Source organism: Achromobacter pulmonis (assembly GCF_002885955.2).
Taxonomy (GTDB): Bacteria; Pseudomonadota; Gammaproteobacteria; order Burkholderiales; family Burkholderiaceae_B; genus Achromobacter; species Achromobacter pulmonis_A.
Genome location: NZ_POQS01000002.1, coordinates 985,849 through 1,004,622, shown reverse-complemented (window position 1 = coordinate 1,004,622; position 18,774 = coordinate 985,849). Strand labels below are relative to the sequence as shown.

The window sequence follows — 18,774 nt, the reverse complement described above, 5'->3', positions numbered from 1 at the left end:
TTCCGGGAAGCTCGGTACTAGGATGCGCGCCTGGCCGGCGCATTGCCGCCGACGCGGCGCCGCACGGCGCCGGTGCGCGCCTCGGGCTCGCGCTCTTTGTCGTCGGGTTGCTGGAGCGTGTGCAGGATGGGGCAGTTGGGCCGCTCGTCGCCGGCGCAGCAGCGGATCAGCGCCTTCAGCGTTTCGGCGATCTGCCGCATGCTCTCGATGCGCCGGTCCAGTTCGGCCAGGTGCTGCTGGGCCAGGCGCTTGACATCGGCGCTTTGGCGCGACTGGTCGTGCCACAGGTCCAGCAGGTTGCTGGTTTCCGCCACCGAGAAGCCCAGGTCGCGGGCGCGGCGGATGAAGTGCAGCCGGTCGACGTCGGCCGGGGTATAGGCGCGGTAGCCGGAGTCGGTCCGGCCCACCGCGGGGATCAGGCCGATCTGCTCGTAATAGCGGATCATCTTGGCCGACACCTTGGATGCCTTGGATGCTGCGCCGATATTCATGGCTGTCTTCCTCGATCTGTGTAAGGTGGACCCAGCCTAAGGCTTGCCATTGTGGGAAGGTCAAGCCGCCGAGGTTTCGAGCGTGTAGAACACGTCGGCGTGCATGTCCTGCGCGCCCAGCCCGCGCGAGCAGGCCATCTGCATCGCCGCCTCCACCATCGTCGGCGGACCGGCCACATAGGCTTTCCAGCCGCGCAGGTCCGGCAGGTCGTCGGCCGCGGCCCGGGTCACGAAACCGACGCGGTGCGTGTCCGAGCGCGCCTCGGACAGCACGGGGATGAAGACCAGGTTGCGGTGCCGGCGAACCAGCGCCTCGAAGTGGTCCAGCAGGTAAAGGTCCTGTTGCGCGCGCGCGCCGAAGTAGACGTGGATGGCCTGCTGCATGCCGTGCGCCAGGGCGGTCTCGACGATGGACTTGATGGGCGCCAGCCCCGAACCGCCGGCGATGCACAGCATCGGGCCGCGATGGCAGGCGCGCAGATGCGACGCGCCGCGCGGCGCCTGGAGCGCGACGCGGTCGCCGGCTCTGACGGCGGTATGCAGGTGGCTCGATACCACGCCGCCGGGGACCCGGCGTATGTGGAATTCCAGCTCCGGCTCGCCCGGCCGGTTGGCCATCGAATAGCTGCGCGCGGGCAGTTGCCCGAACCGGATGTCGGCATATTGCCCGGCGGCGAAATCGGGCGCGGCGCCGTCGGGCCGCAGGCGCAGGCGCTTGATGTCGTGCGTCAGGTCGTCGAGCGCGACGATGGTCGCCTCGAACGCCTGCGCCGGCGCGGCCGCGGCCTCGTCATCGTCTCCGAGCCAGGCCACGGCCACGTCGGTCCTCGGCACTGCCCGGCACGCCAGGATGAAGCCGCCGGCCCGTTCCTCGTCGGTCAGCGCAAAGCGCGTGTGCTGCAGCATGTCGACCTCGCCTTCGATCAGGCGGGTCTTGCAGCTGCCGCAGCGGCCCGAGCGGCAGCCGTGCGGATAGCACACGCCATGCTGCAAGGCGGCCTCGAGTATGGTCTGTCCTTCCTGGACCGGCAGGCGGATGCGCGCCTGCCGGATATCTATGGTCTTGATGCTCATGCCCGGGCTGCTCCCTGTGCTTCGGGTTGGTGTCGTATGGTGCGGCCCAATCTATTCCTTCCAACGATCGCAAGGTCAAACAAGCCCCTTCGGTTCGTAGGGGCCAGGCTTGACCTTCCCGTCGTTGTAATGCCTAGCCTTGCCTCAAATTTTTGGTTCATCGAGTATTACCGGGGAAGGCTGCGCGGATTTTCAGGAAGAAGTACTCCTGATCGCGGTAGCCGTAAGCGCGGCGCTTGATGACCTTGATGGTGTTGTTGATACCCTCAACGATGCTGGTGTTCAAGGGATGGCGGCATCTGGCCAGGATGCCGTGCAGGTACGCTTTGAGACGCTGAGCAAAGGTACTGAGCGCGTCAATGCCGCTGCACTCGGCCTGCTCACACCACTGCTCCCAGGCCTGTTGAGCCCAGGCGGGCTTGCGATAGAACCACAGCCGCTTGAGCTCATCACGCAAGACATAGACGGTGAGTAACGGCTGATTGGCGTGCAGCAATTCATCGAGCCGCACGCGCTGCTGGCGATCCAGGTTGTCTCGGTTGCGTAGCAGCAGCCAGCGGCTGGACTTGATGACTTTGCGCGCCGGGCGATCCTGCCGGAGTCGATTGGCTTGATCAACGCGCACCCGATCGATGACCTCACGCCCGTACTTGGCCACGACATGGAACAGGTCGTAGACGATCTCGGCTTGCGGGCAGTGCGCGCGGATCTCCAGTTCGTAGGCGGTGGTCATGTCGATGGCCACCGCCTTGATGCGTTGGGCGGCACCTTCGGGCAGTTGCTCGAAGAAGGCCCGTGCCGTCTCGCGCGAGCGGCCCAGACCAAGCCACAGCACCTGGCGGCTGGTGGGGTCGACCACGACGGTGGCATACCGATGGCCCTTGTGCAGGGCAAACTCATCCATTGCCAGGTATTCGATACGCGACCAGTCCGGCTCCGGGATCGATGCACGCAGTCGCGCCTTATCCACCGTCTTGACCGTGTGCCAGCCCAGATCAAAGAACCTGGCCACCGCCTGCACGTTGCTCGATTGCAGCAGTTGGCTGCAGGCTTGTGCCAGCCGATCCGTGACACGCTGATAGCGTCCCAGCCAGCCGAGCCGCTCCAGACGCGGGCCGCCGCACCGCTCACACCAAAGCCGCCGTCGCGGCACATGCAGCACCACCCGATACTCGAACAAGGGCAGGTCGCGCACGCGTCGCACCGTCGTCTCGTGCACCTGGCGACACCGCGCGCCGCACTGCTCGCAATGCATGGCCTTGGCCGTGGGCTTGAGATACAGCGACACCGTGCGCCCATCGCCTTCAGGCCACACCACGCGATCCACCCGATAGCCGTCCCAGCCACCCAGGGACTCCAACAGCTTGCGATCCAGCATCGTCCGATCCTCCTGAACACCAGAAACTGGCCTCAAGAGTACGAAATCTGGCCAAATCGCTCCACGCTATTCTGCGATGAACCAAATTTTTTGCAGAGCTGCTTCGGAAGGGCCGAAGTCCTGCTGCATAGAAGGGGCATTCCATGCGTCGAAAATTCAAGATTGCTGTGATGGCGGGCGTGATCGCCGCGGCCGGGGCCGCCGCGTTCGCGGCTCGCGACGTTTCCGGCGAAACGCCGCCGGCCGCCGCGCCCGCGGGCCCGCAGGTGCCGGTGGCCGAGGTCATCGAGCGCATCATTACGCCCTCGACCGAGTTCACCGGATTCCTGGCCGCGCCCGAGACGGTCGAACTGCGTTCGCGCGTGGGCGGCACGGTGGAGGCGGTGAGCGTCCCCGAAGGCAGCATGGTGCGCAAGGGCCAGATGCTGTTCCAGATCGACCCGCGTCCGTTCCAGGTCGCGCTGGATACCGCCACCGCGCAATTGCGCCAGGCCGAGGTGCTGGCCACGCAGGCCAAGGCCGATCTGGACCGCGCCCAGCGCCTGGTGTCCACCGGCGCGGTGTCGCGCAAGACCTATGACGACGCCGTCTCGGCGCGCAGCGCCCGGCTGGCCCAGGTGCAGGTGGCCAAGGCCGCCGTCGCCGCGGCGCGGCTCGACCTGTCCTACGCGCACATCACCGCGCCGATTTCCGGGCGCATAGACCGGGTGCTGGTGACCGCGGGCAACCTGGTCAGCGGCGGCGGGGCCGGCGGCGCCACGCTGTTGACCACCATCGTGTCGATCGACCCGGTGCACGTGTATTTCGACATCGACGAGGCGACCTATCTCACCGCCGTCAGGCAGGCCCGGCCCGACGCCGCCGGCGGCAAGCCTACGCTGCCCGTCGCTGTCGGCCTGACCACGGACAAGGGCTTCCCCTACCAGGGCATGCTCGACTTCGTGGGCAACCAGGTCGACCGCGGCACCGGCACGATACGCGCGCGCGCCGTGGTGCCGAACCCGGACGGCCAGCTGGCGCCGGGCCTGTTCGCGCGTGCGCGGTTGGCCACCGGCGAGGAGCGGCCGGCCATCCTGGTCGACGATCTGGCCGTGGGCACCGACCAGGGCAAGAACTACGTGCTCGTCGTGGGCGAGAACAACCAGGCGCAGTACCGCGCGGTCGAGCTGGGCCGCGTGGTGGACGGTCTGCGCGTCATCGAGACCGGCCTGCAGGCAGGCGAAAAAATCATCATCAAAGGGCTGGTGCGTCCCGGCATGACCGTCACGCCGCGCCTGGTGCCGATGCAGACGGTCGCCGTCGCGGAGGCGCGTCCATGAAGTTTCCCCACTTTTTCATCGCAAGGCCGATCTTCGCCATCGTCCTGTCGCTGCTCATGCTGCTGGCCGGCGCCATCGCCTTCTGGCAATTGCCCCTGAGCGAATACCCGGCGGTCACGCCGCCCACGGTGCAGGTCACGGCCAGCTATCCCGGCGCCAATCCGCAGGTGATCGCCGACACCGTCGCCGCCCCGCTGGAGCAGGTGATCAACGGCGTCGAGGGCATGCTGTACATGAACTCGCAGATGGCGACCGACGGCCAGATGGTGCTGACCATCGCGTTCAAGCAGGGCACCGACCCCGACATGGCGCAGATCCAGGTGCAGAACCGGGTCTCGCGCGCCTTGCCGCGCCTGCCGGAGGAAGTGCAGCGCATCGGCGTGGTGACGCAAAAGACCTCGCCCGACGTGCTGATGGTGGTGCACCTGGTCTCGCCGGAAAAGCGCTACGACTCGCTCTACCTGTCGAACTTCGCCATCCGCCAGGTGCGCGACGAACTGGCGCGCCTGCCCGGCGTGAACGACGTGCTGGTCTGGGGCGCCGGGGAATATTCCATGCGCGTCTGGCTGGACCCGTCGCGCGTCGCCACGCGCGGGCTGACCGCCAGCGACGTGGTCGCGGCGCTGCGCGAACAGAACGTGCAGGTGGCGGCCGGTTCGGTGGGGCAGCAGCCCGACACCTCGTCCGCCTTCCAGGTCACCGTCAACACGCTGGGCCGGCTGGCCAGCGCCGAACAGTTCGGCGACATCGTGGTCAAGACCGGCGCCGACGGCCAGGTCACCCGCCTGCGCGACGTGGCCCGCGTATTGCTGGGCGCCGACGCCTACACGCTGCGCAGCCTGCTCAACGGCGAATCGGCCCCGGCATTGCAGATCATCCAGAGTCCCGGCGCCAACGCCATCGACGTCTCCAACGCGGTGCGCGCTAAGATGCAGGAGCTGCAGCAGGGCTTTCCGCAGGACGTGGAATACCGCATCGCCTACGACCCCACGGTGTTCGTGCGGGCCTCGCTGCAATCGGTGGCCATCACGCTGCTGGAAGCCATCGTCCTGGTCGTGGTGGTGGTGGTGCTGTTCCTGCAGACCTGGCGCGCGTCCATCATTCCGCTGGTGGCGGTGCCGGTGTCGCTGGTGGGCACCTTCGCGCTGATGCACCTCTTCGGCTTCTCGCTGAACACGCTGTCGCTGTTCGGCCTGGTGCTGTCCATAGGCATCGTGGTGGACGACGCCATCGTGGTGGTCGAGAACGTGGAGCGCCACATGGCCCTGGGCGAGCCGCCCAGGCAGGCCGCGATCAAGGCCATGGACGAGGTCACCGGCCCGATCATCGCCATCACCTCGGTGCTGGCGGCGGTGTTCATTCCCTCGGCCTTCCTGTCGGGGCTGCAAGGCGAGTTCTACCGCCAGTTCGCGCTGACCATCGCCATTTCCACCATCCTGTCGGCCATCAATTCGCTGACGCTGTCGCCGGCGCTGGCCGCCATCCTGCTCAAGCCGCACCACGAGGCGGCCCGGTCCGACGCGCTCACGCGCGTCATGGACCGGCTGCTGGGCGGCTTTTTCCGGCGCTTCAACCGCTTCTTCGACCGCGCGTCCAACGGCTACGTCGGCGCCGTGCGCCGGGCGGTGCGCGGCAGCGCCATCGTGCTGATGCTGTACGGCGGCTTCGTCGGCCTGACCTGGCTGGGCTTTCACCAGGTGCCCAACGGCTTCGTGCCGGCCCAGGACAAGTACTTCCTGGTCGGCATCGCCCAGTTGCCCAGCGGCGCCTCGCTGGACCGCACCGAGGCCGTGGTCAGGCAGATGTCGGAGATCGCGCTGGCCGAGCCCGGCGTGGAAAGCGTTGTGGCGTTCCCGGGCCTGTCGGTCAACGGCCCGGTCAACGTGCCCAACTCGGCGCTGATGTTCGCCATGCTCAAGCCCTTCGCCGAGCGCACGGACGCGTCGCTGTCGGCCAATGCCATCGCCGGCAAGCTGATGGGCAAGTTCAGCCAGATCCCCGACGGCTTCGTCGGCATCTTCCCGCCACCGCCGGTGCCGGGACTGGGCGCGATGGGCGGCTTCAAGCTGCAGATCGAGGACCGCGCCGGCCTGGGCTTCGAGGCGCTGGTGAAGGCGCAGGGCGAGATCATGGCCAAGGCCATGCAGACGCCCGAGCTTGCCAACATGCTGGCCAGCTTCCAGACCAACGCGCCGCAGCTGCAGGTGGACATCGACCGGGTCAAGGCCAAGTCCCTGGGCGTATCGCTGACCGACGTGTTCGAAACCCTGCAGATCAACCTGGGTTCGCTCTACGTCAACGACTTCAACCGTTTCGGGCGGACCTACCGCGTCATGGCGCAGGCCGACGCGCCGTTCCGGATGCAGGCCGACGACATCGGCCTGCTCAAGGTGCGCAACGCCGCCGGCGACATGATCCCGCTCAGCGCCTTCGTGACGCTGACGCGCGGCTCCGGGCCGGACCGCGTCATCCGCTACAACGGCTTTCCGTCGGCCGACATCAGCGGCGGGCCGGCGCCGGGCTACTCCTCGGGCCAGGCCACCGACGCGATCGAACGCATCGTGCGCGAGACCCTGCCCGAAGGGATGATCTACGAGTGGACCGACCTGGTCTACCAGGAGAAGCAGGCCGGCAATTCGGCGCTGTACATCTTCCCGCTGGCGGTGCTGCTGGCCTTCCTGATCCTGGCGGCCCAGTACAACAGCTGGTCGCTGCCTTTCGCCGTGCTGCTGATCGCGCCGATGGCGCTGCTGTCGGCCATCGGCGGCGTGTGGATCTCGGGCGCAGACAACAACATCTTCACCCAGATCGGCTTCGTGGTGCTGGTGGGCCTGGCCGCCAAGAACGCCATCCTGATCGTGGAGTTCGCGCGCACGCAGGAAGAAGCGGGCGCCGACCCGCTGGCCGCGGTGCTGGAAGCCGCGCGGCTGCGCCTGCGTCCCATCCTGATGACTTCGCTGGCCTTCATCGCCGGCGTGGTGCCGCTGGTGCTGGCCAGCGGCGCCGGCGCCGAAATGCGCCACGCCATGGGCATCGCGGTATTCGCCGGCATGCTGGGCGTGACGCTGTTCGGCCTGCTGCTCACGCCGGTGTTCTACGTCGTCGTGCGCAAGCTGGCGCTGCGCCGCGAAGCGCGCCGCGCCGCCACCGCAAGCCAGCATGCATAACGGTCACCAGGACATACGAACCATGAACACGACTTTCGCCCCTTTGCGCCCGGCCCGCATGCTGGCCTCGCTGACGCTGGCGGCGGCGCTGGCCGGCTGCACCCTCGCGCCGCGCTACGAACGCCCGGCCGCGCCCATTGGCACGGCCTATCCGTCGGACCCCGCGCATCCCGCGCCCGAGGCCGGACAGCCCTTCGATGCGGCCGTCGCCGACATGGGCTGGCGCGATTTCTTCCGCGACCCGCTGCTGCACCGGCTGATCGAGATCTCGCTGGACAACAACCGCGACCTGCGGCGCGCGGCCCTCAACGTCGAGGCGGCGCAGGCGCTCTACCGCATCCAGCGCGCCGAAATGCTGCCCGGCCTGGACGTCGCCGCCAGCGGCGCTTCGGAGCGCGTGCCGGCCGGACTCAGCGCCACCGATTCCGCCTACGTGTCCCGGCGCTACGACGTAGCCGGCGTCACGGCCGCCTGGGAAATCGACCTGTGGGGCCGTCTCCGCAGCCTCAGCGACCAGGCCCTGGCCACCTACCTGGCGCTGGACGAAACGCGCATCGCCACCCAGATGAGCCTGGTGTCCGAAGTCGCCAGCGCCTACCTCACGCTGCGCGCCGACCAGGAACTGCTGCGCCTGACCAACGATACCCTGGCCACGCAGCAGCGCTCCTTCGACCTGACCGCGCAACTGGTGGAGGCCGGCAACTCCACCCGGCTCGACCTGCGCATGGCGGAGATCGCCCTGCGCAACGCCGAGGCCAACCACGCCGCCTATACCCGCCAGGCCGCCCGTGACCGCAACGCCCTGGTGCTGCTGCTGGGCCAGCCCCTGACGCCCGAGCTGTCGCGCCAGCTGGACGAGGCCGCCGCGCTGCCCGACGGCATCGTGCCCACCGACCTGCCGGCCGGGCTGCCGTCGGCGCTGCTGACGCGCCGGCCCGACATCCGCGCCGCCGAGCAGATGCTGCGCGGCGCCAACGCCAATATCGGTGCTGCGCGCGCCGCTTTCCTGCCGGCCATCAGCCTGACCGGTTCGGCCGGCACGGCCAGCGCCACACTGGACGGCCTGTTCGATTCGGGCACGCGCGCCTGGAGCTTCCTGCCGCGCATCACGCTGCCCATCTTCCGCGGCGGCGCGCTGCTGGCCAACCTCGACGTGGCGCACGTGCAGAAGCGCATCGAGATCGCCAACTACGAAAAAGCCATCCAGGCGGCCTTCCGGGAAGTAGCCGACGCGCTCGCGGGCAAGCGCACGCTGGACGAGCAGATCCGCTCGGAACAGCTGTCGGTGGCCGCCAGCCGCGACGCCTACGCACTGGCCGAGCAACGTTTCAGGGAGGGCCAGGACGACTATCTGGCCCTGCTCGAAATCCACCGCACCCTGTACGGCGCCCAGCAGGTCCTGGTGCGTACGCGCCTGACGCGGCTGACCAATCTCATCGACCTGTACAAGGCGCTGGGGGGAGGGTGGACGGAGAACACAGTCAGGGCTGGCGCTCAGGCCTCGCTGTCCGCAGGCGAGGCCGTTGCCACGCGCCCGATCCGCTGAGGACCGGACCTTCTCGCCACGACAGATTCTGCACGACCCAGACGCCGCCGGCGCGGTCCGTCCAGATGATGCGGGCGTCGGTGCCGTCCAGCGCGCGCAGCGGGCCGCCGGCCGGCGCATCGGGCAGCATCGCCGCAGCCGTCGCGCCGGCGTCATCGCGCAGGGTGAACAGATTGGCCAGGGCCGCGCCGCCCAGCGCCAACGCCAGCACCAGCAGACCGCCGGCGCGGCGCATGCGGCGCGCGGATGCGTTCGGGGTATGGGCAGTGTCCATGGATCGCTCCAGGTTCTTTTGGCCGGATCAGTCCGGCAAGCGCCGTGCCCGAGGCCGCATCGAATCCCGCTTTCAATTGCGCATGACCCGTCTGAATTGTTTTGAATAGTATGACTTGACGGAATAGTGCTTAAGCAAATCGGAAATTGACAGAATACCTGTGCAATATCAATCTTCAATCCATGGAGTTTTCGTAATGCATTGATTTTTCACTGCTCCCAAAGGAGACAACCATGCGTGAACCCACGCCCGAATTGGTGGCGCGCCGCCGCAAACTGGTCGCAGAAACCATGGCCCGCGTCAACGCCATAGAAAAGGAACATGGACAGACGCGCCAGGCGCTGGAGGCAATCAAGAACGAATTGATTTCGCTGGCCAAGGAAAGCGACGTCTTCGTGACCACGGAGTTCAAGCCCGCCAAGCGCGGCACGTTCAAGGATTTTGTCGCCTACCGCCTGAACGAGGAAAACGGCAGCGGCCGCGCCTTGTATCTGTCGCTGGCGCTACCCGGAAAATCCAGCCCTCCGCATAACCACAAGAACTGGGCGGTGCTGGCCGGCATGGTGGGCGCCGAAGAAAACCGGCTGTATGAAGTCGACGGTTCCGGCGGGTTCCGGCAAAAGGAATCCATCATGGTGGGGCCGGGCGTGGGCGTCGCCCTGATGGGCGAGGACATTCACAGCATCCACGTGCAGGGCGTGGGCGACGAGCCGGTATGGCAACTGCGCTTTTACGAACGCCCGCTGGAAGACCAGGTGGACCGGGAGCAGTTCGATCCCAGCACCGGAAAACGGCAGATCTTCCCGCCGAATCCGAACGTGAAGCCGACCTGACAATAAAAACCGCTGGAAGGGGACAAAAAATGAAACGACGTGAACTCTTGAGTCTCTGTGGTAAATCCGCGATTGCATTAGGCTGCGCCGGCCTGCCGGGGATCTTGCTAGCCCAGCGTCGTTTCCCCGCGAAGGCGCTCACCTACATCGTGGCGTACACGCCGGGCTCGGCCAACGACATCCTGGTGCGGATTCTGGCCCCGGAGCTCGGCCAGCAGCTCGGGCAGAGCATCATCGTGGACAACAAGCCGGGCGCGGGGGGCAGCATAGGCATGGCGGCGGTGGCCCAGGCCCTGCCCGACGGCTACACGCTCGGACTGGGATCGACGGCCACCATGGCGATCAACCGCGCGCTCTACAAGAATCTGCCCTATGACCCGCTGCGCGACTTCGAGTCGGTGGTGAAGTTCGCTTCCACGCCGAACGTGCTGGTGGTTCCCGCCGCCAGCCCGGTAAAGACGGTGAAGGACCTGAAGCCGCGCGGCGGCAAATCGCTGATGTTCAGTTCGCCCGGCAACGGCACGACCCAGCATCTGGCCGGCGTGATGTTCAGCAGCGAGGCCAAGCTCGCCACGGAGCACATCCCTTACCGCGGCCCGGCGGAATCCGTGATGGCGGTGGTTTCGGGCGAGGTCGATTTTTCGATGGCGTCGCTGCCTTCGGCCCTGGCCCAGATCAAGGCGGGACGGCTGCGGGTGCTGGGCTGCACGTCGCTCAAGGCGCCTTCCAGCCTGCCCGATGCGCAGCCGCTGGCCGAGCAGGGACTGCCCGGCTTCGAACGCACCGAGGTGTGGTTCGGGCTGGTGGTTCCGTCCAGCACACCCAAGGACGCGGTGCAGGTGCTGGAGCAGGCGTCGGTCCGCACCCTGGCCTCCGCCCGCATCCGCGAGCAACTGGAGCAGGCGGGATACCAGCCGGCCGATCCGAAGTCGGAGGGGAAGTTCGATCCCTTCGTGCGCGAGCAGGTGGCGTTCTGGGCGGATCTGGTGAAGCGGGCCGGCGCGTCGATCGACTGACCGCCGGCCGTCAACGAGACAAGTGGGCAAGGGGAATGGAATGGTTGAGGAATCCGTCAGCGCTGCGTGGCTGAAGCAGTGCCTGGAGAGCGGCGCGGAGTGCGCCGTGATCGATCCGAGAGAGGAGGGGGCGCATTCGGTGTCGCCGCATTTGTTCCACGCGGTGAATCTTCCGCTGTCGCAGCTGGAACTGCGCGCGCCCAGGCTGTTCCCCCGCCGCGACGTGCCCATCGTCGTGGCCGGCGGCGGCGACGAGTTGGACCGGCGCGCGCAGCGACGGCTGCGCGAGCTCGGCTATACGGGCGCGGTGTTGCTCGAAGGCGGCTCGCCGGCCTGGGGCGAATTGGGGCTGCCGCTGTTCACCGGCTTCAACACGGCCAGCAAGGCGTTCGGCGAGTATGTCGAGCATGGCTGCGGCACGCCGTCGATTTCGGCCGACGAGCTGCGCGCCATGCTGGCGGCCGGGCGCCGGGTGGTGATCATGGACAGCCGCACGCCCGCCGAGCACCGGCGCGCCACCATACCGGGTTCGGTGAGCACGCCGGGCGCGGAGCTGGTGCTGCGCTACGCGGAACTGGCGCAGGACACGGAGACGACGCTGGTGGTCAATTGCGCCGGCCGCACGCGCAGCATCATCGGCGCGCAGTCGCTGATCAACGCGGGCGTGCCCAATCCGGTTTACGCCCTGCGCAACGGCACGATGGGCTGGTCGCTGGCCGGCCATCAGGTCGAGACGCAATCGTCGCGCCGCGCGCCGGAGCCGGGCGCCGGAACGCTGGACGTGGCGCGCCGGCGGGCCGCGGCCATACGCGAGCGCTTTCGCATCGGTGAGATCGACGCGGCTGCCTACCAGCGTCAGCGCGACGGCGGCCAGCGGTCCGTCTACCTGTTCGACGTGCGGTCGCAGGAAGAATTCGAGACCGGGCATCTGCCGCAGGCGGTCCATGCGCCCGGCGGCCAGCTGGTGCAGGCAACCGACACCTATGTGGCGGTGCGCAACGCCCGCATCGTGCTGTACGACCCCCACGGCGTGCGCGACGTGATGACGGCGTCCTGGCTGCGCCAGATGGGGCACGACGATGTGCTCACCCTGCGCGCCGACACGGTGGACGCCGCAGGCCTGATCAGCGGTCCGCAGGCGCAGATCGTCGTGGGGCTGGACGGCGTCCAGCCTCGCTGGCTGACTCCCGCCGAGGCGGCGCGCGGCCTGGGTGAATACGAGATCATCGACCTGAGCAGCTACCGGGATTACCGGGCCGGGCATCTGCCGGGCGCGCGCTGGCTGACCCGCTCCAGGCTGGCCGATGCCCTGCGGCCGCTGCCGCCGGGCCGCCCGCTGCTGCTGGTATCACCGGACGGGGTGCTGGCGGAGCTCGGCTATGCCGACGTGGCCGGCCAGACCGACCGGGACGTCCATGTGCTGCAGGGCGGCATGACGCGTTGGCGGATGGAGGGCCTGCCGCTGGAAGAGGGCGAGGGCCGTCCCTTGCATGAACCCGACGACGCGTTCGTGAAGCCGTTCGAGGCCAAGGACCGCGAGGCCGCGATGCGTGCCTACCTGGGGTGGGAAGTGGGCCTGCTTGATGCGGTGCAGCACCATCCCGCCGTGCATTTCAACTTGTATAAGGCCTGAGCCTCTGATAGAGCTTTCTCTACCCACAGGAGGAGAAAGACAAAATGAATCTCAGGCAGATCGAAGCGTTTCTGGCGGTAGTCGACCTGGGCACGGTCACGCGCGCGGCCGAGTCCATGTACGTGACGCAGTCGGCCGTGAGCCGGCTGCTCGCCCGCCTTGAGCGGGAGGTGGGATTCCAGTTGTTCGACCGGCGCCAGGGCGTGATGGTGCCGACGGCCGAAGCCCGGGCGCTGCACGTCGAGGCCATGCGTTCGTTCATCGGATTGAAGGACATCCAGCTCGCGGCGCAGCGCATCGCGCAGATCGGCAGCGGCACCTTGAAGATCTGCGTCATGAACTCGCTGCAGCAGGGCGCCTTGCCCAAACTGGTCACGGCGTTCATGCGCGAGTATCCGGACATTACGGTGATGTTCGACGTGCAGCGGCATTACGACGTGGTGTATGCGGTATCGCGCGGCAGCGCCGAAATCGGTTTCGCGACGCTGCCGGTGGACCATCCGGACATCGAGTCGTTGCCGATCGCGCGCACCCCGGCGGTGTGCCTGCTGCCGGCCGGCCATCCGCTGGCGGCGCTGGACACGATAGGGCCGGCCGACTTGCAGGGGGTCGATTTCATCAATGTGCCGCGCAAGCGCTTCAACGATCGCATCACGCGGGTGCATGATCGGATCACGCGCATCCTGGACGCCCATGGGGTGCGGCCGCGGGTGCGCGTGGAGGCGGGCACCATGCTCGCCGCCATGGCGCTGGTGGAGGCCGGCGCCGGGGCTTTCGTAGTCGATGCCTTCACCCTGGGGGCGGTGCGCGACGCGAACGTCGTTATCCGGCCTTTCCATCCGGAGGTCATCGTCGAGGTTGGGGCGCTGTATTCGAGCTCTCAGCCGCTTTCCATCCTGGCATCCCGATTCCTGGACTACTGCCGGGCATTTCAACAAGAGACAGAGACAACATGAACGCTTCCCTGCCCGCAGCGGCATCCCAGACGACCGATACCCGTCCTCCTTCCGACCGCAAGGCAGTCGATGAGGTGGCCCGCATACTGAAGGCGGAAAACACCGAACTGCTGTTCTGCTTTCCGATCAATTCGCTCATCGACGCCGCCGCCGCGGCGGGCATACGCCCGGTCGTCGCGCGGACCGAGCGCGCCGTGGTCGGCATGGCTGACGGATACGCCCGGGCCAGCCTGGGCGAGCGGGTGGGGGTGTGTGCGGTGCAGTACGGGCCGGGATGCGAAAACGCCTTCGGCGCGATGGCTCAGGCCTATTCCGACTCATCGCCGGTGCTGATGCTGCCGGGCGGGGTGAACGAGGCGCGCACGGACGTGCGCCCCAATTTCGAAACGGTCAAGCACTACCAGAACATCACCAAGTGGGTGGCGCGCGTCAACCGTCCGGACCGCGTGGGCGAAATGCTGCGGCGCGCCTATACCGGCCTGCGCAACGGCCGGCGCGGCCCGGTGGCGCTGGAGTTGCCCATGGACGTGATGGAACAGCCCATCGGCGCGTCGGCGTCGCGGCATGCGCCGGTCCGGGCCGTACGCACGCTGTGCGACCCGGACCTGGTGCGCGAGGCCTGCCGCCAGCTGCTGGCCGCCGAACGGCCGGTGCTGCATGCGGGCGCCGGCGTGCTGCAATCGCAGGCCACGCCCGAACTCGTGGAACTGGCCGAACTGCTGTCGATTCCCACGATGACGACGCTGTCCGGCAAAAGCGGCTTTCCGGAGACCCATCCCCTGGCGCTGGGCAGCGGCGGCATGGCCTGGCCGGCGACGGTCACGCATGCGCTGCGCCACGCGGACCTGCTTTTTGGCATCGGCGCGAGCCTGACCAAATCGGTTTTCGCGGCGCCGCTGCCGGCGGGAAGGCGGGCCATCCAGCTGGCGATCGACGAGTCCGACCTGAACAAGGACTATCCGCTGGACTGCGCCCTGCTCGGAGATGCCAGGCTCGTGTTGCGCCAGATGATAGACATGCTCAAGACCGAGTTCGGCGTGCGGCCGGACACGGACCGGACGGCCAGGATAGGCGCCGAGCTCGAGGCCGTCCGCCAGGCATGGCTGCGGAACTGGCATGACAAGCTGACCTCGGACTCGACGCCGATCAATCCGTACCGCGTGGTGCACGACCTTCAGATCGCGTGGGCCGAGCGCGACGTCATCATCACCCACGACGCGGGCAGCCCGCGCGACCAGCTGAGTCCGTTCTACCGCAGCCGCCGGCCGGGAGAATACATGGGCTGGGGGCGCTCGACCCACCTGGGCTACAGCCTGCCGCTTGCGCTCGGGGCCAAGATGGCGCGGCCCGACGCGCTGGTGGCGCACCTGCTGGGCGACGCCGCCTTCGGCGAATGCGCCATGGACCTGGAAACGGCCGTGCGCAACCGGATCGGCACGGTGACGCTGCTCATGAACAACGGCTGCATGGGCGGTTATGACAAGCACATGCCGCTTTCGAGCGAGACGCACCGCACCCGCTACCTGTCAGGCGACTACGAAATGATCGCGCGGGGCCTGGGCGCCTGGACGGCGCGCATCGAAGACCCGGTCACTCTGATCGAAACGCTCAGGGAGGCGGCGAGAGTGGCCGACACGGGACGCCCGGCCGTCCTGGAAATCATGACGGCCGAGGAAAAGGCCTTGTCGCAGGAAGCCCCGTAGCGCCGCTTGCGCCGGTCATCTGTCCGGGATGGTATTTTCATTCCTGGGGTGCGTTGCCCCAGGAGAACAATCATGCCGGTATTTCAGATCAAGCGCCTGGACCACGTCGTTCTCAGGGTTCGGGACCTGGCGCGCAGTGTGGACTTCTATACGAAGGTGCTGGGCTGTTCCATCAAGAAGAGGAACGATAAATACGCCATGATCCATCTGGGCGCCGGCGGGTCCATGATCGATCTGGTCGACGCGCAAGGCCCCCTGGGCGCCGCCGGCGGCGCCGCCCCGGGGAAGGAAGGACGCAATGTCGACCACTTCTGCCTGCGGGTCGATCCGTTCGACGAAACCGCCATCCTGGCGCATCTGCACGCTTTCGGAATCGCCGCGGACAAGGCGGTGATGCGATACGGCGCGGAAGGAGACGGGCTTTCGATCTATTGCCTCGATCCCGACGGGAATCAAATCGAGCTGAAGGGCCCCGCGGTCCAGGCCCCGCGTATCGGATCAGGAGCAAGCATATGAGCACAAGCCTGCGTGCCATCCTGGCGGATATTACGAAGCTCCACGTGGAAGCCATCGTCAACGCCGCCAACACTTCATTGCTCGGCGGCGGCGGGGTCGATGGCGCGATACATCGCGCCGCGGGGCCGGATTTGCTGGAGGAGTGCAGAAAGCTCGGCGGTTGCAAGACCGGCGATGCGAAGGTCACCCAAGCCTATCGCCTTCCCGCGCGATGCATCATTCACACGGTCGGCCCGGTATGGCGAGGCGGAGATGGCGGGGAACCGGCATTGCTGGCCAGCTGCTATCGCCGCTGCATCGAACTGGCGCAGGCACGCGCCATCGCTTCGATCGCGTTTCCCTGCATCAGCACCGGCGTATACGGCTATCCCATCGAGCCGGCGTCGGAGATCGCCGTCCAGAGCGTCCGTGATAGCCTGGCACGGGATTCGTCCATACAGGAGGTCGTGTTCTGCTGCTTTTCGCAGGAAGACCTGCGTCACTATGAGCGTATATTGAGCGGGCCCTTGGCGTAGGTATGAGACTTTGCGCAGATGGATTCGGGCAGGATCGGTCGGCGGGTCCCCGCGCCGTGGTCGAACGCCGTCCATTTGCGCTGGTAGTCCATGCGCTCGAAGTGGGCGACCAGGAAGTCGATAAAGGTCCGCACCTTGGCTGACATGTGCCGCCGGCTCTGGAACGCGATGTTGACGGCCAGCTGCGGCAGATCCCAATCGTCCAGCACCGAGACAAGCCGCCCCGCCACCAGGTCCTCGTAGAGGATGTACTTGGGTTGCACCAGGATGCCCATACCGCTGAGCGCCGCGGCGCGCAGCACCTGGCCGTCGTTCGATTCAAGCAGGCCTTGCACGCGCAGGCTGCGCGTTTCCTCGCCCCGGCGAAAGTTGAGCTCGTTAGGGCTGTTGGCATAGGTGTAGAGCAGGAGCGGGCGGCTCGCCAGATCCTCGATAGCTCCGGGCGCGCCGTAAGCGTCGAGGTACCCGGGCGACGCCGCAAGAATGCGGCGCGTGGCCGCCAGACGCCGGATGGTGACGCTGGAATCGCGTTCGAACTCGCGGGTGCGGATCGCGACGTCGATGTTGTTGTCGATCAGGTCGTGGTACCGGTTGGACACTTCGACGACCACCCGCACGTTCGGATAGCGGGCGGTGTACTCCTTGAGCAGCGGCGCGATGTGCTGCACCGAAAACGATAGCGAGGCCGTGACGCGCAAAGTGCCCGTGGGGTTGAGCACCGTGGCGCTGGCCGCCGCCTCGGCGTCCTTGATGTCGGCCAGCACGCTCTTGCAGCTTTGGTAGAAGCGTTCGCCGGCCTCCGTCAGGCAGAGACCGCGCGTGCCGCGCCGCATCAGCCGGGCGCCGATTCTGGCCTCCAGCGACGCCAGGTGCCGGCTTGCCGCCGCGTTCGACATGTTCAACGATTCCGCGGCGCGCGACAGGCTGCCACGTTCGGAGGCCTGCACCAGCAGTTCCATTTCAGTCCAACGATCCATTAGCGTCTCCAAGTCGCCGCTCGTATGGCGGCGTTGCTGATGCGTGCCCTAGGGGAAACCCTGATTTTTTCGGTGAGCGGAAAACGCATTTACGGCAATTCGATTGCGTTAATTTTGTCAAGTGTACAAAATTGACGCCAGGACTCAACGGAGACGAGAGTGAGAAATCTCGACGAAGACAACATCACGCGGGCAGTCATCGGCATGCACGCCGACGCGGCCAACCCGCGGCTGCGCGAAATCATGACCGGCCTCGTGCAGCATCTGCATGCCTTCGCCCGCGACGTGGCGCTGACCGAAGACGAATGGTTCGAGGGTATCCGCTTTCTGACCGAAGTCGGCCATATCACCAACGGGACGCGTCAGGAGTTCATCCTGTTGTCGGACACGCTGGGCCTGTCCATGCTGGTGACCGCGCTGAACAACAAGAAGCCCAAGGGCTGCACCGAGGCGACCGTGTTCGGTCCTTTCCATGTCGAGGATTCCCCGCGCGTCGAGCTTGGCGGCGACGTGGCCAATGGCGCGCCTGGCGAGCCCTGTTACGTGCGCGGCACGGTCGTGGGCCTGGATGGCCGTCCGGTGCCGAACGCCGAGTTGCAAGTCTGGCAGGCCGACGAGGCCGGCTTTTACGACGTGCAATACGGAGACGGCGCGCCGCAGCGCGCCCGCGCCACGTTGCAGGCGGACGAGCAGGGGGGATTTCACTTCAAGACCATCCGCGCCGAGGCCTATCCGATCCCGCACGACGGCCCGGTGGGCAGGTTGCTGGAGGCGCTGGGACGCCACCCGTGGCGGCCGGCGCACCTGCATTTCATGATCACCGCGCCCGGCTACGAACGGCTGATCACCCATGTGTTCCGCAATGGCGACCGTTACCTGGACTCGGATGCCGTCTTCGGCGTGCGGTCCTCGCTCATCGCGGACTGGATCGAACACCCGCCCGGCCCGGCGCCGGACGGTTCGCGTAGCGAAGTGCCGTTCTACACGCTGGATTTCCGCTTTGTGCTGAATCCGGCGCCGGCCGCGTGAACGCGCCGCCGCGGACATCCACCCAAACCAGGAGAGCTTCTTGATCTTCGCATTCCACTTGATCGACCGCCCCGGTTCCGCCGAACTGCGCCAGCGCGTGCGTCCCGAACACAAGACCTATCTGGCGGCGGTGGCCGACCGGATCGCGTTTGCCGGCCCCCTGACCAAAGACGATGGCCAGACCATGCTGGGCAGCCTGCTCGTGATCGACTTCGAGGACCGGGCCGCGGCCGAGCGCTGGATGGCCGAAGAACCGTTCACCAAGGCCGGTCTGTATGCGACGGCGTCGGTGCTGCCCTTCGTCAACCTGTGGCCGCAGAAGACGGGCTTTCCCCCGGCCTGAAAAC

The 18,774-nt window shown here is 67.1% G+C and carries 17 protein-coding genes; 12 read left to right on the top strand and 5 right to left on the bottom strand.

Annotated elements, in window-relative coordinates; genetic code table 11:
• Positions 1-17 precede the first annotated feature (17 nt).
• The 3 genes from cueR to C1I89_RS10925 form a co-directional block, all read right to left on the bottom strand.
• Positions 18-491 (bottom strand): Cu(I)-responsive transcriptional regulator, encoded by a 474-nt coding sequence (gene cueR / locus C1I89_RS10935; RefSeq protein ID WP_102772751.1) that lies wholly within the window; start codon positions 489-491, stop codon positions 18-20.
• A gap of 60 nt (positions 492-551) precedes the next feature.
• Positions 552-1,565 carry a 2Fe-2S iron-sulfur cluster-binding protein gene (locus C1I89_RS10930; protein ID WP_102772750.1) on the bottom strand — a complete coding sequence of 338 codons (1,014 nt, stop codon included), beginning with the start codon at positions 1,563-1,565 and terminating at the stop codon, positions 552-554.
• A gap of 157 nt (positions 1,566-1,722) precedes the next feature.
• Positions 1,723-2,943 carry an ISL3 family transposase gene (locus C1I89_RS10925; protein WP_102770835.1) on the bottom strand — a complete coding sequence of 407 codons (1,221 nt, stop codon included), beginning with the start codon at positions 2,941-2,943 and terminating at the stop codon, positions 1,723-1,725.
• A gap of 143 nt (positions 2,944-3,086) precedes the next feature.
• On the opposite strand from C1I89_RS10925, the gene C1I89_RS10920 reads away from it, so the two are divergent.
• Genes C1I89_RS10920 through C1I89_RS10910 form a run of 3 tightly spaced genes read left to right on the top strand, consistent with a single transcriptional unit; the run spans position 3,087 to position 8,975 of the window.
• Positions 3,087-4,262 carry an efflux RND transporter periplasmic adaptor subunit gene (locus C1I89_RS10920; RefSeq protein ID WP_102772749.1) on the top strand — a complete coding sequence of 392 codons (1,176 nt, stop codon included), beginning with the start codon at positions 3,087-3,089 and terminating at the stop codon, positions 4,260-4,262.
• Positions 4,259-7,429 (top strand): efflux RND transporter permease subunit, encoded by a 3,171-nt coding sequence (locus tag C1I89_RS10915; RefSeq protein ID WP_102772748.1) that lies wholly within the window; start codon positions 4,259-4,261, stop codon positions 7,427-7,429. The genes C1I89_RS10920 and C1I89_RS10915 overlap by 4 nt, the downstream gene beginning before the upstream one ends.
• Positions 7,430-7,451: 22 nt before the next feature.
• The gene (locus C1I89_RS10910) at positions 7,452-8,975 is read left to right on the top strand and encodes an efflux transporter outer membrane subunit (RefSeq protein WP_102772747.1); all 1,524 of its coding nucleotides are present in this window, start codon (positions 7,452-7,454) and stop codon (positions 8,973-8,975) included.
• On the opposite strand, the gene C1I89_RS10905 is transcribed toward C1I89_RS10910, so the two are convergent.
• Positions 8,911-9,249 carry a hypothetical protein gene (locus C1I89_RS10905; RefSeq protein ID WP_102772746.1) on the bottom strand — a complete coding sequence of 113 codons (339 nt, stop codon included), beginning with the start codon at positions 9,247-9,249 and terminating at the stop codon, positions 8,911-8,913. The genes C1I89_RS10910 and C1I89_RS10905 overlap by 65 nt on opposite strands.
• Before the next feature lie 233 nt (positions 9,250-9,482).
• On the opposite strand from C1I89_RS10905, the gene C1I89_RS10900 reads away from it, so the two are divergent.
• The 7 genes from C1I89_RS10900 (at position 9,483) to C1I89_RS10870 (ending at position 16,421) form a co-directional block, all read left to right on the top strand.
• Positions 9,483-10,082 (top strand): hypothetical protein, encoded by a 600-nt coding sequence (locus C1I89_RS10900; protein ID WP_102772745.1) that lies wholly within the window; start codon positions 9,483-9,485, stop codon positions 10,080-10,082.
• Between the two features lie 29 nt (positions 10,083-10,111).
• Positions 10,112-11,098 (top strand): Bug family tripartite tricarboxylate transporter substrate binding protein, encoded by a 987-nt coding sequence (locus C1I89_RS10895; protein WP_102772744.1) that lies wholly within the window; start codon positions 10,112-10,114, stop codon positions 11,096-11,098.
• A 40-nt stretch (positions 11,099-11,138) separates the two neighbouring features.
• Entirely contained in the window at positions 11,139-12,731 is a 1,593-nt protein-coding gene (locus C1I89_RS10890) for a rhodanese-like domain-containing protein (protein WP_102772743.1), read from the top strand.
• 44 nt (positions 12,732-12,775) lie between these two features.
• On the top strand, positions 12,776-13,687 hold the full coding sequence (locus C1I89_RS10885) for a LysR substrate-binding domain-containing protein (protein ID WP_102772742.1): 912 nt from the start codon (positions 12,776-12,778) through the stop codon (positions 13,685-13,687).
• Complete coding sequence (locus tag C1I89_RS10880; RefSeq protein ID WP_102772741.1) at positions 13,684-15,390, top strand: thiamine pyrophosphate-requiring protein; 1,707 nt, start codon at positions 13,684-13,686, stop codon at positions 15,388-15,390. The genes C1I89_RS10885 and C1I89_RS10880 overlap by 4 nt, the downstream gene beginning before the upstream one ends.
• 72 nt (positions 15,391-15,462) lie before the next feature.
• Complete coding sequence (locus C1I89_RS10875; protein WP_102772740.1) at positions 15,463-15,906, top strand: VOC family protein; 444 nt, start codon at positions 15,463-15,465, stop codon at positions 15,904-15,906.
• Positions 15,903-16,421: an O-acetyl-ADP-ribose deacetylase gene (locus tag C1I89_RS10870; protein ID WP_102772739.1), complete on the top strand. Its 519-nt coding sequence runs from the start codon at positions 15,903-15,905 to the stop codon at positions 16,419-16,421. The genes C1I89_RS10875 and C1I89_RS10870 overlap by 4 nt, the downstream gene beginning before the upstream one ends.
• Here C1I89_RS10870 and C1I89_RS10865 read toward each other — a convergent pair.
• Entirely contained in the window at positions 16,388-17,398 is a 1,011-nt protein-coding gene (locus C1I89_RS10865) for a LysR family transcriptional regulator (protein ID WP_102772738.1), read from the bottom strand. The genes C1I89_RS10870 and C1I89_RS10865 overlap by 34 nt on opposite strands.
• A 159-nt stretch (positions 17,399-17,557) precedes the next feature.
• On the opposite strand from C1I89_RS10865, the gene C1I89_RS10860 reads away from it, so the two are divergent.
• Positions 17,558-18,427: an intradiol ring-cleavage dioxygenase gene (locus C1I89_RS10860; protein ID WP_102772737.1), complete on the top strand. Its 870-nt coding sequence runs from the start codon at positions 17,558-17,560 to the stop codon at positions 18,425-18,427.
• Positions 18,428-18,467: 40 nt separating this feature from the next.
• The gene (locus C1I89_RS10855; protein ID WP_102772736.1) at positions 18,468-18,770 is read left to right on the top strand and encodes a YciI family protein; all 303 of its coding nucleotides are present in this window, start codon (positions 18,468-18,470) and stop codon (positions 18,768-18,770) included.
• The last annotated feature ends 4 nt before the right edge of the window (positions 18,771-18,774 follow it).

What these genes read in the sequence shown, in the direction of transcription:
- C1I89_RS10885 (WP_102772742.1), top strand. Translation starts at nt 12,776, where the DNA reads ATGAATCTCAGGCAGATCGAAGCGTTTCTGGCGGTAGTCGACCTGGGC.
- C1I89_RS10930 (WP_102772750.1), bottom strand. Translation starts at nt 1,565, where the DNA reads ATGAGCATCAAGACCATAGATATCCGGCAGGCGCGCATCCGCCTGCCG.
- C1I89_RS10890 (WP_102772743.1), top strand. Translation starts at nt 11,139, where the DNA reads ATGGTTGAGGAATCCGTCAGCGCTGCGTGGCTGAAGCAGTGCCTGGAG.
- cueR (WP_102772751.1), bottom strand. Translation starts at nt 491, where the DNA reads ATGAATATCGGCGCAGCATCCAAGGCATCCAAGGTGTCGGCCAAGATG.
- C1I89_RS10905 (WP_102772746.1), bottom strand. Translation starts at nt 9,249, where the DNA reads ATGGACACTGCCCATACCCCGAACGCATCCGCGCGCCGCATGCGCCGC.
- C1I89_RS10865 (WP_102772738.1), bottom strand. Translation starts at nt 17,398, where the DNA reads ATGGATCGTTGGACTGAAATGGAACTGCTGGTGCAGGCCTCCGAACGT.
- C1I89_RS10870 (WP_102772739.1), top strand. Translation starts at nt 15,903, where the DNA reads ATGAGCACAAGCCTGCGTGCCATCCTGGCGGATATTACGAAGCTCCAC.
- C1I89_RS10880 (WP_102772741.1), top strand. Translation starts at nt 13,684, where the DNA reads ATGAACGCTTCCCTGCCCGCAGCGGCATCCCAGACGACCGATACCCGT.
- C1I89_RS10925 (WP_102770835.1), bottom strand. Translation starts at nt 2,943, where the DNA reads ATGCTGGATCGCAAGCTGTTGGAGTCCCTGGGTGGCTGGGACGGCTAT.
- C1I89_RS10910 (WP_102772747.1), top strand. Translation starts at nt 7,452, where the DNA reads ATGAACACGACTTTCGCCCCTTTGCGCCCGGCCCGCATGCTGGCCTCG.
- C1I89_RS10895 (WP_102772744.1), top strand. Translation starts at nt 10,112, where the DNA reads ATGAAACGACGTGAACTCTTGAGTCTCTGTGGTAAATCCGCGATTGCA.
- C1I89_RS10920 (WP_102772749.1), top strand. Translation starts at nt 3,087, where the DNA reads ATGCGTCGAAAATTCAAGATTGCTGTGATGGCGGGCGTGATCGCCGCG.
- C1I89_RS10915 (WP_102772748.1), top strand. Translation starts at nt 4,259, where the DNA reads ATGAAGTTTCCCCACTTTTTCATCGCAAGGCCGATCTTCGCCATCGTC.
- C1I89_RS10875 (WP_102772740.1), top strand. Translation starts at nt 15,463, where the DNA reads ATGCCGGTATTTCAGATCAAGCGCCTGGACCACGTCGTTCTCAGGGTT.
- C1I89_RS10900 (WP_102772745.1), top strand. Translation starts at nt 9,483, where the DNA reads ATGCGTGAACCCACGCCCGAATTGGTGGCGCGCCGCCGCAAACTGGTC.